Annotated in this window: 9 protein-coding genes and 1 pseudogene; 2 read left to right on the top strand and 8 right to left on the bottom strand. The window is 63.3% G+C overall.

Annotation, left to right across the window (positions count from 1 at the left end; all coding sequences use genetic code 11):
- From hisS to KR49_RS09125, 6 genes and pseudogenes are all read right to left on the bottom strand, one after another.
- Positions 1-1,293 (bottom strand): histidine--tRNA ligase, encoded by a 1,293-nt coding sequence (gene hisS, locus KR49_RS09145; RefSeq protein ID WP_043694420.1) that lies wholly within the window; start codon positions 1,291-1,293, stop codon positions 1-3.
- A gap of 35 nt (positions 1,294-1,328) precedes the next feature.
- Entirely contained in the window at positions 1,329-1,961 is a 633-nt protein-coding gene (locus tag KR49_RS14575) for a glycosyltransferase (protein WP_371257670.1), read from the bottom strand.
- A gap of 42 nt (positions 1,962-2,003) precedes the next feature.
- Positions 2,004-2,579 (bottom strand): annotated as a pseudogene (locus tag KR49_RS14570) (glycosyl transferase family 1); the annotation flags it as partial.
- 9 nt (positions 2,580-2,588) lie between these two features.
- Positions 2,589-3,872, bottom strand: coding sequence for an HlyD family secretion protein (locus tag KR49_RS09135; RefSeq protein ID WP_043694409.1), 1,284 nt, complete (start codon positions 3,870-3,872; stop codon positions 2,589-2,591).
- A gap of 2 nt (positions 3,873-3,874) precedes the next feature.
- Positions 3,875-6,832: a peptidase domain-containing ABC transporter gene (locus KR49_RS09130; RefSeq protein WP_043694401.1), complete on the bottom strand. Its 2,958-nt coding sequence runs from the start codon at positions 6,830-6,832 to the stop codon at positions 3,875-3,877.
- Complete coding sequence (locus tag KR49_RS09125; protein WP_043694398.1) at positions 6,829-7,590, bottom strand: peptidylprolyl isomerase; 762 nt, start codon at positions 7,588-7,590, stop codon at positions 6,829-6,831. The genes KR49_RS09130 and KR49_RS09125 overlap by 4 nt, the downstream gene beginning before the upstream one ends.
- Positions 7,591-7,717: 127 nt before the next feature.
- Between KR49_RS09125 and galE the strand changes: the two genes are divergently transcribed.
- A complete protein-coding gene (galE, locus tag KR49_RS09120; RefSeq protein WP_043694396.1) occupies positions 7,718-8,761 on the top strand; it encodes a UDP-glucose 4-epimerase GalE in 1,044 nt (347 codons plus the stop codon).
- The gene (gene selD / locus KR49_RS09115; protein WP_043694395.1) at positions 8,758-10,884 is read left to right on the top strand and encodes a selenide, water dikinase SelD; all 2,127 of its coding nucleotides are present in this window, start codon (positions 8,758-8,760) and stop codon (positions 10,882-10,884) included. The genes galE and selD overlap by 4 nt, the downstream gene beginning before the upstream one ends.
- 1 nt (position 10,885) lies before the next feature.
- On the opposite strand, the gene KR49_RS09110 is transcribed toward selD, so the two are convergent.
- Both KR49_RS09110 and KR49_RS09105 read right to left on the bottom strand, forming a co-directional pair.
- Positions 10,886-12,292 (bottom strand): hypothetical protein, encoded by a 1,407-nt coding sequence (locus KR49_RS09110; protein ID WP_043694392.1) that lies wholly within the window; start codon positions 12,290-12,292, stop codon positions 10,886-10,888.
- Complete coding sequence (locus tag KR49_RS09105) at positions 12,292-13,506, bottom strand: CCA tRNA nucleotidyltransferase (RefSeq protein ID WP_043694390.1); 1,215 nt, start codon at positions 13,504-13,506, stop codon at positions 12,292-12,294. The genes KR49_RS09110 and KR49_RS09105 overlap by 1 nt, the downstream gene beginning before the upstream one ends.
- Between the last annotated feature and the right edge of the window lie 6 nt (positions 13,507-13,512).

Genomic DNA, 13,512 nt, shown 5'->3' with positions numbered 1-13,512 from the left:
TCAGGGGGTGCGCAGCACGTCCACGATCGCGGCAATCTCCGCCACTGCCCAGCTGACCTCCTCCCCCTGTCCGAGCAACGGCTTCAGCCGCACCTCAGCACGGTCCGCCTCGTCATCGCCCAGCACCAGGGCCCAACGGGCACCGCAACGATCCGCCCGTTTGAACTGCTTGGCGAAGGCCGATCCCGACCCGTCCAGTTCGACGGTCAGGCCAGCAGCCCGCAGAGCGCGAGCCAGCGTCAGAGCCATGGTCTCCGCCTGGTCGCCGCGATTGACCACGTAGGCATCGGGTACGGACGAGCCCACCAACCGAGCCGCCGCCCCGTTCGGAGCCGCCATGGCGGCCGCCTCAAGCACCAGCAACAGCCTCTCCATGCCCAGAGCCCAGCCGACGGCTGGAGTGGCCGCTCCACCCAGTTGTGCGATCAGACCGTCATACCGACCGCCCCCACAGACGGTGGCCTGCGCCCCCAGCTGATCGCTGGTGATCTCAAAGGCGGTATGGCTGTAGTAATCCAGGCCCCGCACCAGCCGCGGATTGAGCCGATAGGGAATGCCCAGGGCGGTCAGCCCTTGCCGCACGGCTTCAAACCGCAAGCGGCTCTCGGGGCTGAGGGCATCAGCCAGGGTTGGTGCCTGCTCGAGCAGGGCCTGGGTGTCCTTGTTCTTGGAATCGAGAATTCGCAGCGGATTGCTGGTCAATCGCGCGCGGGAGTCCTCATCCAGCTGCTCCAGCCGCTGCTCGAGCCAATCCACCAGAGCCTTGCGATAGGCCTGACGATCGTCCGCCGAACCGAGGCTGTTGAGCTCCAGCTCCAACCCGCCGACGCCGAGGCTGGCCAGCAGATCCCAGGCCAACGCGATCACTTCCACATCACTGCGGGCACTCTCCGCCCCCAGCCACTCCACACCGATCTGGTGAAACTGACGCTGTCGTCCGGCCTGGGGCCGCTCGTAGCGGAACATCGGGCCGGCATACCAGAGCTTCTGGGCGCCCTGGCTCAACAGTCCGTGCTGCAGCGCCGCACGCACCACCGATGCGGTTCCCTCCGGCCGCAGCGTGCAGGACCGCTCACCGCGATCGGTGAAGCTGTACATCTCCTTGCCCACCACATCGGTGCCTTCGCCGATGCCGCGGCAGAACAGGTCGGTGGTTTCCAGCAGCGGCGTGCGGATCTCGCCGAATCCGGAACGGCGGAACTGCTCACGGGCAACGGCTTCCACCGCCTGCCAGCGCTCCAGAGCCTGCGGCAAGAGATCCACCATGCCTCTGAGGCTCTGCAGCTGCGACACGGCATCAGATCGGAACAGCGCCTCAGTTTGCCGTTTCAGCCGGCGATGCTGCCGCTGGCCACCAGATCCATCAGCGCCAGCTGCCGGGAGACACACACATCCCGGTCATACAGCTGTTCCACATGACGACGGGCGGCTTCTCCGAGAGCTCTGGCCCTCGGCCGGTTCTGCAGAAGTTCGGCCACGGCCTCCGCAAGATCCCCTGGAGAGAAGAAGTTCACGAGCAAACCACTGTGACCATCGCGAATCACCTCGCGAACCGGAGCCGTATCGGAGCCGACGACGGCACAACCGCAGGCCATCGCCTCCAGCAGGCTCCAGCTCATCACGAAGGGATAGGTGAGATACACATGACAGGCACTCAGCTGGAGCAGTGGGATAAATGAGCTGTAAGGGAGCGTGCCGGTAAAATGCACCCTCGACGGGTCGTATCGCCCCTCGATCTCCGCCAGGAAACGATCACGCCACTCGCCGTCCGGGCAGGCCGCTCCGTAGCTGACCCCGGTGGTCTCGCCGACAACGATGATCCGGGCATCCGGACAGCGCTTCTGAAGAGCAGGCAGAGCCCGGATGAAGGTATGACAGCCGCGGTAGGGCTCCAATCGTCGGTTCACGAAGGTGACGACGGGCTGGCCAGCCTCAAGCCGAGTGCCATCAGGCAGGGTCATGGGCGCAGGCGAAGGGTCCGGCACCGCGCGGGCCATGTCCACCCCGTCATGAATGACGCTGATCCGACTGCGCCAATGCTCCGGGAAGCTGCTCGCCTGAAAGTGTGTTGGCGAGATATTCCAGGTTGATTGCTCCAGCGTGACGTGCAGATAAGCATTTTTCATGATCAATTTTGCCTTCCTCTGCCAATCCCGTTCGGGCTCAAACTCGGAGTCAAAATTGGTGTCAAAACCATGCTCCTGATAAAAGAATTCCTGGTAACTGAGCATCGGAACCTCAGGCCATACGGTTCGCAGGAAAAGAGCTTCGCCCCAACCTGGGTGCACACAGATCAGGTCGGGAACAAATCCCTTTCCCTTCAAACGCCAAGCGGCCTCTGCAACGGCCTCAGCACGAATCACCTTCGATTCTGTTTCCACCACGAGCGGATGCGCGTCTTCAGCATTGCCGCGCTTCAGTGGATAACGAAAATAATGAACAGAATCGGGGACCTTACGACTGGTGTCCATCGACTGGATTCCGAGAGCGACAATCTGATGACCACCCTGTTGTGCCAGCCTCTGAACGATATGAATGTATTGACCAGGAAAGTTCTGATGAACAAAAAGAACTCTCATCTCATCCCATCAGAGGCGCTGAAGCGATTCCGCCTTGTCCTGGAATTCGCCGAGCAGCAGTTGCAGATAGGAAACCTTGCGCAGCTTGATGTTCGCCGTGAGGCTCATACCCACCTGCAGAGGCAGTGACGTGCCGCTCTTGAGTTTCAACTGCTGCTGCTGCAGTTCAACGGTGACTGGAAAGCTGAGTTGTTCACGCTGTTCCTGAGGGTCCGGAGGCAGAGCATCGGAACCGATCTTGGTGACCTTGCCATTCAGCACACCGAAATCGGTTGACGGATAGGAATCGATGCTGATGTCGGCATCCATGCAGATCGAGAGATCCTGCGGGCAACCCGGCTTGCCGTCCTGTCCCTGAGGAAGTTTGACGAAACCGATCTTGTTGCTCGGCACCTCAACTTTCGCCTCCAAGGAACCATAAGGAACGACTTTCATCACCGTCTGGGTGGACTGGGCTGTGAATCCGGTGGACGTGGGCTTGAGATCAAACACCACGCCATCCACCGGGGATTTGAGCTGCTGATACCGCAGGGTCACACGCGTTTCAGCAAGCTTCGCCTTCAGATCAGCCTCCTGGGACCGGGTCTGCTGGATCGCCTGCTGCAGTTGCGTGATGTTCTGATTCAGGATGGCTGATTGTCTGTCCCGATCGACGCGGGTCTGCATCAGGCGACCACGGGTCTCCTCAACGGTGTTTCTCTGCTGAAGCAGTTGCAGCTCCGGCGTGGCTCCCTGGCGGGCCAGTTCCTCCAGACGTCCGAGGATGTCCGAGGCCAGAACGAGATTTTTCTCGAGCATCGCCACCTCCTCTCGATTCATAGCGAGGTAATCGCGGAGCTCCTTGCGTTTCAGACTCAGTTCATCGTCCTTGAGTTGAAGGTTGTTCTGAAGCGCCTGCATCTGGGTCTGAAGAGATCGCTGCTGCTCTTCACTCGCTTCGGTGTCCAGTTTCATCAACACCTGCCCGGCTTTCACCTGCTCCCCCTCCTTCACCAGGATTTCGTCAGCAACGCCCCCGACAGGCATCTGAATGTCCTTCACCGAGCCGATCGGCTCCAACTTTCCTGTCGCGACGACGATCTCTTCGGTTCTCGCGAGAGCCAACCAGGCCACACCGAACACCGTGGTGCCGATCAGCGTCCATGTGACGGTGCGCATCCAGAAGCGCCCCTGCTGAAGCACGGACTCATCGAATCGCGTGATCGACACCGTTTCGCCGTTCACGTCCTGCACACCGTTGGTCGGCTGCGCCAGGCCGGTGGAATCATCGCGCTTAAAAGGGTTGAGTTTCATGGTCAGGCGTCCCCCTGCTGGCGGTATAGGGCGAAATAACGACCCCGGTGATTCATCAGTTCCTCATGGGTACCGAGTTCAACAACCGCGCCCTTATCCAGCATCACGATGATGTCCGCATTGCGGATGGTCGACAGGCGGTGGGTGATGAAGAACACGGTGCGGTCATTGAGATTCTCGAGAAGGTTGTCGCAGACCTTGCGTTCGGTTTCGTAGTCCAGTGCGCTGGTGGCTTCATCCATCACCAGCAGCTTCGGATTGCTCAGCAGCGTGCGGGCGATCGCCACGCGCTGTCTCTGTCCACCACTGAGAGATGCCCCGCGCTCACCGACGGAGGTGCTGTATCCGCTGGGTAGTTCCATGATGAAATCATGGGCATTGGCCAGACGCGCCGCACGCACGATCTCCTCACTGGAAGCCTCAGGATTGGTGAGAGCGATGTTCTCGCTCACGGTGCCGCTGAACAGCAGAGGATCCTGCGGAACGATGCCGATCTGGCGACGCAGGGAATACAGCTCGACCTTGTCGATGTCGTAACCATCGATGAGAATTCTGCCCTCCTCTGGGGAATAGAGACGAGGCAGAAGCTTCATCAGAGTGCTCTTGCCGCTGCCGCTCTGCCCGACGATGCCGACAAAGGTGCCGGGCTTGATCTCAAGGTTGACGTCCTTGAGAACTTCCGGCTGGCCGGGCCGGAATCGGAACGAGAGATTCTCGAAGCGCACCTGACCTTCCAGAGGCGGAAGCATCACTTTTGATTTATCCACCTCATCGGATTCCTCAGGAGTGTCGATGACATCGGCAAGGCGTTCAAAGCTCACCCGAAGCTCCTGGATCTGCTGCCAGATCGTGGACAGACGCAACAACGGCTGGGTCACGTAGCCGGAGATGATCCGGAAAGCGATCAGCTGACCGAGAGTCAGCTCTCCTTTCAGGACCATCGAGGCACCGACCCACAACACCATCAACTGGGAGATCTTCTGCAGCACCTGGCTGGTCTGGTTCAGAGCCGTGCCGGTGATCGTCTTCTCGAAGGTGCGCGCGATGTACTGGGAATAGAACTCCTGCCAACGCCAGCGGCTGACCATTTCAACGTTCTGGGCCTTGACCGTCTGAATGCCGGTGAGCACCTCGACCAGGTGGCTCTGAGTCTTGGCGTTCTCCTCGGCGGCGGCGCGGAACTGACGACGGAACAGCGGTGCTCCGAGAATCGTCATTCCGACCTGGATCGGCAGCACCGAGAGGGCGATCAGGGTGAGCAGCCAGCTGTAGACGATCATCACAAGGATGTAGATGACTGAAAACGCCGCATCGAGAATCGTCGTCAGGGCCTGACCTGTCAGGAAGTTCCTGATCTTCTCGAGCTCGGCGACCCGCGTGCCCAGTTCCCCGACGGGCCGCCGATCGAAGTAACCGAGGGGCAGACGCAGCAGGTGATCGATCACTTCCGCTCCCAGGCGCTGATCGATTCGGTTGGTGGTCTCGGCAAACAGGAAGGTCTTGAGGCTGCCGAGCACACCCTCCAGGATGGTCACCACCACAAGGGCGATACCGAGAACCTGCAGTGTGTCGAGACTTCGCTGCGTGATCACCTTGTCGATGATCACCTGAATCAACAGCGGGTTGGCCAGGGTGAAGAGCTGAACCACGAAGCTCGCAGCCAGCACCTGGGTGAGCACTCCGCGGTAGCGCTTCAGAGCGGGCCAGAACCAACCGGGGCCGAAGTTCTGCTCAGGCGTCGCATTGGAGCGCTCCATCAGCAGCAGCTCGATGCCCTCGGGAAAGCTCGTCTCCAGCTCCGAAGTCGTCAGGCTCACCATGCCGTGCTTCGGAGAGGCAAACTTCAGGCCGCGCTCGTTGCTGGCCACCACAAGGGCGAACCCCCCCTTCCAGGGAATCATCGACGGAACCTGAAGCCGGGTCCCCGCTGAAGCCGGAACCCGGGCGGCCATCACATGCAGACCGAGGCTGGCGGCCAGCTGTCCGCAGAGCTGAAGATTGGGGGTGAGGCCACGCCGCAGGTTGTCGCGCAGCACCTTCTCGATCGAATCGCGCCGGAACGGCAGCTTCATCAGCTGCGCCAGCATCTGGAAACAGGCCAAGGTCTCATCGATCGGACCGTCGGCGCGGATCAGTCGAAGGCTGTCGACCACATTCCGTTCCGGGCTGTAATGGCTCACGGGAGGCAGGGATCCCTCCTCCTCAGAGGCCGGAAGCAGCGTCAAGGTGGACGTCGATGCATCCTCCACCGCGCTGGCGGTGGTGGTGAGACTGGCGTCACCCCCGAGGGCATCCATCACCTCCTGAGGCAGAGCCACCAGGCGGGGGGCGAAACGATCGGTCGGAGGAAGATCCGAGTCGGCCTGAACGAGACGACCTGGGGAGGCTTCTCCCCAGGAGGAGGAGAGGAAAACCGTGGCGCCCTCATCCTGAGCGGCTCGGATCGCTTCAGCGGTCGGAGCGCAGTGGCGACAGGCCTTGTAGTGGGTCTGGAGCAACTGCAGCGTGGAAATCTCGGCATTGGCCGAGCCTGCGATCAGGGTTTCCAGAAGGAACTGCAGTTCCTGAGGCCACAGCTGGCCATCGCACCATCGGCGGAAACTCGACTCTGTCTTGTACAGATGCAGCCACGTCTCATCCGGGATCGCCGCAGCCACCACCTCCTGGGCAGCGACGACGTTCTCACAGGGGTGACCGCAGAGCAGACTTGCCGCTCCCAGGATGCTTCCCGGCCCGAACTTGCCCACCGTGGTCATGCGTCCCCGCTGCTCACCGACCAGGCGGGCCTGGCCCTGCAACAGCACCAGCACGCGGGCGGGAATCTCACCGTCCTCCACCAGCTGATGTCCGAGATCAAACTTGAGGCCACGCGTCTCCTGCTGAAGCCGGGCGGCACCCTCAGAGCTGAGATCCTTGAACGCCGGCAGCTGAAGCAGGGGGAAGGGGGGTGACTGGGTCATGACGTCTGCTCGCTGGCGTCCGAGCCATCTCCCTGAAGGCGACTCAAGCTAGACGCGGTCAGCTCGTTGATCCAGGCGTCAAACATCTCCTTGCACATGGCGTCGGAGACCTCGTCGGTGAAGGTCGAGGGCGAATAGCGCTCCAGCCTGACCACCAGCCACCAGTCCGAGACCTTGAACGGTTCCAGCAAGTCCCCTGGTTTCGCCACCCTCAGCTTCTCCACAAGAATCGGGTGGGCCTGGGTGAGCGGGACCGGTCCGACGATTCCGTTGGTGTTGCGTTCAGGCCCTTCGGCATGACGGCCCGCGAGATCAGCGAAGTTGGCTTCACCGGATTCGATCTGCAGATAAAGCTCCCTGGCAAGAAAACGGTTGCTGAGGCGGAGCAGGCTGTACACAACCTGGTCGAGCTCGTTCTTGCGTTCCAGGAATCGGGCCTCAGCCTTCGGTGCGAATTTCTCTCGGGCCATGGCACTGACGCGCAGGGTGCGCAGCAACTGGCCGCTGAGATCATCGTCACTCTTGCCGAGTTCCGTCAGGAGATCAGACCACTGCTCAAGGGAGGTGTATCCCCGGCGCTTCAGCAGGCCGAGCCTCGCTTCAGCCAGCTTCTCGTCCGAAACAACCGCTGCCGCTGTGGTCTCGTCGATCACCATCTTCTCGATGAGCGGACGCAAGAGGTTGTGGTGCTGGAGGAGCTGCTGCCCCTCTGGACTGATCACGCGGCTCAGGTCCTGAACCGTCGTTCCGGTTTCCACGTCAACTCCTGATCCCGTCGAAAGATAGAGGCGGATTCAGGACCTTTCAGCGCAATGGTCGGAGACCTTGCCCGATCGTTCGGTTTCCCGCGCAGAATCATCAAAACCCTTGGCTGATCCAGGCGGAATGGCGCGATTTCTGATCACGGGTGGGGCGGGATTCATCGGCAGTCACACCTGTCTTGTGCTGTTGAACGAGGGCCATTCCCTTCTGGTGCTGGACAACTTCAGCAACAGCAGCCCTGAACCGATGCAGCGCGTGCTTGAGCTGGCCGATCGCCACGACAACGAAGCGCTGACCCTGGTGGAGGGGGATGTGCGCTCCGCAGAGGATCTCGAGCGGGTGTTCGGTGCCGCCCCAGGCGCTGTGGATGGGGTAATTCATTTCGCCGGGCTCAAGGCGGTGGGGGAATCCGTGGCCGACCCTCTCCGTTACTGGGATGTGAACCTGAGCGGCAGCCGTTGCCTGGCGGAAGCGATGGAGCGGCACGGTTGCCGCACGCTCGTCTTCAGCAGCACCTCCACGGTGTACGGAGAACCGGAGGTGTTCCCGCTGCGCGAGGACACACCGACAGCGCCCGTGCATCCCTACGCGCAGACGAAGCTCGCCGTGGAAACGATGCTGCAGGCACTCTGCCGAGTGAGCCCCTGGCGCATTGCCAGCCTCCGTTACTTCAATCCGGTTGGTGCTCATCCCAGTGGGCACATCGGAGAAGATCCCCTGGGCGTCCCCAACAACCTGTTCCCGTTCATCACCCAGGTGGCCGCCGGACGACGGGAGTCTCTTCAGGTGTTCGGACAGGACTACCCGACACCGGACGGCACCGGGATCCGCGACTACCTCCACGTGATGGATCTGGCGGAGGCCCACAGCAGCACCCTCCGCCATCTGCTCGGACAGCCAGCCCCCACGCATCTCACCCTCAACATCGGAACAGGCCGCGGCCTTTCCGTGCTTGAGGTGGTCAACGGCTTTGAAGCAGCCACAGGCCTCACCATCCCGAGACGGATGGTGGAACGTCGCCCGGGCGATGTGCCCCGCCTCGAGGCCTGTCCTCGCAAGGCAGCACAGGTGCTGGGGTGGGAGGCCAGCCGGACGCTGGAGGACATGTGCCGCGACGGCTGGGCCTGGCAGCAGGCGAATCCGATGGGGTACAGAAGCGGCTCATGACGACCGCTGTCCCGGAGGATGCCCTGGTGCTGGCGGGCGGCGGCCACAGCCATGCCCTGGTGCTGCGCCGCTGGGCCATGCACCCGGAGCGGAGACCGAGGCGCCCCGTGATTCTGGTGAACCGGCACAGCACCGCGCTGTACTCGGGAATGGTGCCCGGGTTGATTGCCGGGATCTATCAGCGGCGGGACGCAGCGATCGATCTGAGGCGTCTCGCGGCTCGTGCCGGGGTCGCTCTGGTAATCGCGGAGATCACCGGCGTGGACAGCACCGGCAAGCGGCTTGAACTCTCGCAGCGACCGCCCCTGCGCTTCGGACTGCTCAGCCTCGATGTCGGTGCGGAGACCAGACCCTCAGGCGGAATGCCGATCAAACCGCTGGAGCCCGCTCTGGCTTTTCTCGAAGCGGAGGATCTGGAGAAGCCGGCCGGGGATGCAGCGCCGTTCTGCGTCGTCGGATCAGGGCTGGCGGCGGTTGAAGTGGTGTTGGCCCTGCGGCACCGCTGGCCGGAACGATCGCTGCGACTGCAGGCGTTTCCCAAGCGCCTGGAAGCGAGGGTGCTGCAGGTTCTGAAGCGTCATCGGATCGAGCTGCAGCCAGCTGATGCACCCTTGCCGGGACCGTCCCTCCACTGCACCGGAAGTCGTGCTCCCAGCTGGCTTCAGGCCACCGGTCTGCCGTTGGATCAGAACGGACGGCTGCTCACGGATCACCACCTGCAGGTGGAAGGGGAGACCCTGATCTTCGCGAGCGGAGACTGTGCTGTGATCCGATCCGATCCCCGGCCCGCATCAGGCGTCTGGGCTGTGCGGTCAGCAAGGCCCCTGGCGGCGAATCTCGAAGCCCGATGCCGGGGCGGAAGCACCCGACCCTGGCGACCGCAGCGTCAGGCCCTGCAGCTGCTCGGAATTCCAGGATCCGCTCCACAGGCCCTGGCCCTGAAAGGCCATTGGCGGCTGGGACCCTTTCGATGGCTCTGGTGGTGGAAGCAGCGGATCGATCGCCGGTTCATGGCGGGATTCCAGCAGCTGCAGACGATGGACTCCATCGATCCGGACGCGTCGATGGCCTGCCGAGGCTGTGCCGCCAAGCTGGCAGCCTCTCCCCTGACCGCAGCCCTTGCCGAGTCGGGGCTCCGCTCCGCTGCGCAGCAACCGGAGGATGCCGCTGAACTGCTGCCAGCGGGAACTGCAGGCTCAAGCTGGCTTCAGAGCGTCGATGGCTTTCCAGCTCTGCTCAGCGACCCGTGGCGAAACGCTCGATTGACCGCTCTGCATGCCTGTTCCGACCTCTGGGCTTCCGGAGCCATGGTGACCAGTGCCCAGGCGGTGATCACCGTTCCGGCCCTGTCGAGCCCGCTGCAATCCGAGCTGCTGCGCCAGACCCTGGCTGGCCTGCAATCGGCACTGGAACCTCAGGGAGCCGCGCTGATCGGCGGGCACACCCTGGAGGCCCGTCATCCGACCCCGGCACCGGCCTCGCTCGGGATGCAGGTGACCCTCTGCGTCAATGGTCAGGTCCGGCGGAAACACACCGGAACCGGCTGGAGCAAACGAGGCCTGCGGCATGGCGACCGACTGCTGCTCAGCCGTCCTCTCGGCACCGGCGTGCTGTTCGCTGCCGCGATGCAGGGGGCTGCCGACGCCGAGGATCTTGACCGTGCCGAGCGCATGATGGGCTCAAGCCAGCACCCCCTCCTGGAGGAACTGCTCCGCGAGGAAACGGAACAGGAGGAGCTGCATGCCTGCACCGACATCACCGGGTTCGGCCTGCTCGGACATCTCGGTGAAATGCTTGACGACGACTGTCGCCTGCAACTGGATGCCGTGAAGATCCCCAGCCTGAACGGCGCTCTGGAACTGCTGGAGGCCGGTCACTGCAGCAGCCTGGCCCCTGCGAACCGCAGTGCCTGGCGCTGGCTGGATGCACCAGCCGGGAAGGCTGGCCCAAGGATCCATCTGAACCTGGAGGGACTCCCGATCGGAGGTTCACGCCATCGGGCATTGCTGGAGCTGCTGGTGGATCCGCAGACCTGCGGGCCGCTGCTGATCGGCTGTTCAGAAACGCTGGCCATGCGGCTGGAATCCCTGCATTCCTGGCATCGGATCGGCTGTGTTCTGTAACTCAGGTCTCCCCGGCACTACAGAGGAGGACCCTGGCATTGGCGAGTTCGGCTGATCTGACCTCACAGCGATAGCCGGCCTGCCTCACACGCCGCTCGAGAGGGAGAAGCCGGCGGCGCATCACCGGCTCGGGCCCAGACGCAGCCAGCCAGATGACGGTGGGAGCAGGGAAGACGTTCAGACGGTCGTCAAGCTCGTCCTCATCTCCCCAGGGAACCTGGGAAACCCCTTCCATCCGATCGCTGAGGTTGAACAGTCGCGGGCGCGGTGAAAATCGCTCGGTCATCCCTGCTGTCAAGCGGCTGACGGCGCGGAAATTGCTCTGCTCGCGCACCCCGCCAGCCCGGATCTCGCGAAAGCTGTGGAACCACCAGCCCAGCAACAGCAGGGACACCATCACGGCCAGCAGCCGTCGACCGAGGCGGTTGAAGGACAGAGCCGCGGTCTCCACCGCCAGCCAGGTCACGACGGCGGGCACCAGGACCACGAAGTAACGGCTGAAGGCCAGTGGCTTGAGGAAAGACACCAGCACCACCGCCAGCACCATGAGTCCCGAGGGGATCAGGCCGCTCCGATCGAGCAGGCGCCAACGTGCCGACCGGTCCAGTTCCCCGCCATCCGTTTTCAGACCCCGACGACGCAGCAGCAGCACAACCGCCAGCATCACCAGCAGTCGCGGCAGAGGCCACCAACCCAGACCCCTGGCGAGGGTGTCTTCCAGCAACGCAAAGTCGGGAACACCGATCCAGCTGCCGGAGCGACTGCTGAACAGGTAGGTCGAGGCATAAACGATCCAGAGCGTTGTCGGAAGCAGTCCGATCAACGCCGCCCGAGCCAGCGGCCAGCGGCGCTGCCAACCGTCCCAGCCTGCCGCCGCAGCAAACAGGAAGGCTCCGTAGAAATGCGTCAGCGATGCCAGAGCGACACTCAACCCGTAGGTCCAGGCGGCACCACGGCCCTCCAGCCAGCGACGGCGACACCACCAGCTCAGCGCCACAAGGGCCACCAGCAGGGCGTAGCTCTTGCCCTCCACCGAAAACCGGATGGGGTAAGGACTGCAGATCATCAGCAGAGCCGCCACAGAGACCGCGGTTCGGGTGGCACCAAGGGAGGTCATGGCCGCGGACTGACGCACCACCAGCGCCGCTCCGGCCAGGTAAGCCAACCAGGACAGCAGCCGCAGAGTCAGCGGTGTCTGAGCCAGAACCTGTCCCCAGACCCAGAGCACGATGTAATAAAGGGGGGGGTGGGTGTCGTTGCGGAGCATCTCCAACAACCCCGTCAGGCTTGGTTGAAAACTCTTTCCGACGCTGTAGAGCTCATCGGACCACAGACCTGTGGCATCGATCAGCACCAGCGCCTTGATGGCGAAGAGTGAGCACACCAGCAGCGTGATCAGTCGTGGCATCAACGCCCCTCCTGATCAATCCGCTGCAGACGAAGCCGGCTGAGCTCGGCTCCGAGTCCGGGACCGGGGGACCAACCCGCATCGATCAGTTCCGCTGCCGTCAGTGGTGAGCGGACATGGCGCCAGCGCCCCCACCAGCGCAGCAGGAGCCTCCACTCCGCAGGGCGATGACAGACCGCCAGCACCACGGCCTCAGCGGACCAGCCGCTCCCTTCCAGCGCGCGGCACCACTGGGAGGGTGGTGCGCCTGGCGGAGGTGCGTGCTCCGGCAGCCAGGCCAGCAGATCCCGGCACTGTCCGAGCACCTTTGTTTGCTGTCCGGGAAGGTCGAGTCGCTTCGCCACTTCAAGCGGATCGGCTGCCCCCAGCAACAGCGCCGGCAGCAGCGGCACCCGAAGTCGGCAGGCCGCCATCAACCGCTGCCTCCATGGCAGATCATCCTGCAAGGCAGGGTCCACAAGGGCCATCGCACCCCAGCTCTGCAGAAGCGATAGGGCTTCCGCCCAGGGTTCCCGCTGGAGCAGACGATCCAGTTCCATGCGCAGCCTGGTGGAGAGCGCCGGGGGCGCCTTCTCCCTGGCATCCCCCGTCGACCAGCGCCAGGGCCAGCGCTCCATGGTTTGACGCAGCTGCTCAAGGGAGTCATCGGCCAGATGGAAATCCAGACGGGCGGCGTAGCGGGCGGCGCGGACAACCCGGGTGGGGTCATCGCTGATGCTGCCGGGATGCAGCAACTCCAGAGAACGCTTCTGCAGAGCCCGCTGACCCCCATGAGGGTCAATCAGTTCTCCGGAGATCAGATCGAACGCCATCGCATTGATGCTGAAATCGCGCCGCACCAGATCCGCCTGAAGGGTGCCGGGCTGAACGACGGGATTCTCCCCGGGGGCGGGATAGGACTCCCGGCGAGCCGTCGCCAGATCCAGGAGCACACCATCCAGACAGAGCTCGACGGTGCCGAAACTGCCGTGCTCCCGGCAGGCGGTGAGGCGCTCCGAGCCGCAGATTCGCTGCAGTGCAAGGGCGAGCTGGCGGGCATCCCCTTCCACCACGAGATCGAGATCCGGAACTCCGCGCCAGGCCACACCGTGGCGCCGATGCAGCAGTCCGTCGCGCACGACCCCTCCGACGAAGGCGAGATGAGCGCAGCCGAGCTCCCGGGAAGCAGCCCGGAGAGCATCCAGCAGAGCATTCGGCACACCCGGCAGGTCCATGGCGCG

This window comes from Synechococcus sp. KORDI-49, assembly GCF_000737575.1.
Classification (GTDB): Bacteria; Cyanobacteriota; Cyanobacteriia; order PCC-6307; family Cyanobiaceae; genus Parasynechococcus.
The sequence above is the reverse complement of the archived record's forward strand: the minus strand, read 5'-3'. Positions and strand labels throughout refer to the sequence as shown.

Coding starts and splice junctions, on each gene's coding strand:
- KR49_RS14575 (WP_371257670.1), bottom strand. CDS start 1,961: ATGACCCTGCCTGATGGCACTCGGCTTGAGGCTGGCCAGCCCGTCGTC.
- KR49_RS09135 (WP_043694409.1), bottom strand. CDS start 3,872: ATGAAACTCAACCCTTTTAAGCGCGATGATTCCACCGGCCTGGCGCAG.
- KR49_RS09130 (WP_043694401.1), bottom strand. CDS start 6,832: ATGACCCAGTCACCCCCCTTCCCCCTGCTTCAGCTGCCGGCGTTCAAG.
- galE (WP_043694396.1), top strand. CDS start 7,718: ATGGCGCGATTTCTGATCACGGGTGGGGCGGGATTCATCGGCAGTCAC.
- selD (WP_043694395.1), top strand. CDS start 8,758: ATGACGACCGCTGTCCCGGAGGATGCCCTGGTGCTGGCGGGCGGCGGC.
- KR49_RS09110 (WP_043694392.1), bottom strand. CDS start 12,292: ATGCCACGACTGATCACGCTGCTGGTGTGCTCACTCTTCGCCATCAAG.
- KR49_RS09105 (WP_043694390.1), bottom strand. CDS start 13,506: ATGGACCTGCCGGGTGTGCCGAATGCTCTGCTGGATGCTCTCCGGGCT.